Source organism: Gilliamella sp. N-G2 (genome assembly GCF_002142215.1).
Lineage (GTDB): Bacteria > Pseudomonadota > Gammaproteobacteria > Enterobacterales > Orbaceae > Gilliamella.
Genome location: NZ_NAST01000073.1, coordinates 1 through 650, shown reverse-complemented (window position 1 = coordinate 650; position 650 = coordinate 1). Strand labels below are relative to the sequence as shown.

Annotated in this window: 1 protein-coding gene; it reads left to right on the top strand. The window is 28.2% G+C overall.

Going from position 1 to position 650, the window contains the following annotated elements; all coding sequences use genetic code 11:
* Positions 1 to 183: 183 nt before the first annotated feature.
* Positions 184 to 650, top strand: a 467-nt coding sequence (locus B6C99_RS12985) for a hypothetical protein (RefSeq protein WP_143413975.1), incomplete at its 3' end; no start/stop codon positions are given.

Genomic DNA, 650 nt, shown 5'->3' with positions numbered 1-650 from the left:
CTATTTAGCTTAATAATAATTTACATAAAATCAGAGTACAAATGAAATAATTTAAATTATTATGTCCAAAGATAAAGGAATATCCATAATTTGTAGTTAACGCTATTGAATGGCACTTAGTATTATAATCACTTGAATAATTTTAAAAAAAAACAATGAATAGCTTTCATAATGGGTATAAATATGATAAAATGTAATTGTGATCGGGCATCGGGCATCGGGCATCGGGCATCATTAAAAAGTTTATTAATTAAATTAGTATATAGAACATTTCATACCTCTCCGCTTTTGTTTATAAACACCGCTTTATTTTTAATTATATTATTTTTATTCTGCTTTAAAGTTAGTGCGTTAACGACACAAACGGTAAAAGCAATTAATGGAAACAAACCTGAATTTATAGATATAGAAAACGCATCAAAAAAGCAGGGATTTAAGGTATTAGAAACTTTTTATAGTGAATCGAGCAATAATATAAAAGGTGAAGAAATAAAAGAGTTTGATAATAACTTAAAGTTTAGTGATTTTAAGGTAGCACTATTGGATTTAGATGTGCAGAGCAATTATCAGGATGCTGATGGAGATAAAATAAGGGAAGCACAACCATTTAAAACAAAAACGACGTACGCTTGGCAAGATAATGAAGGAAA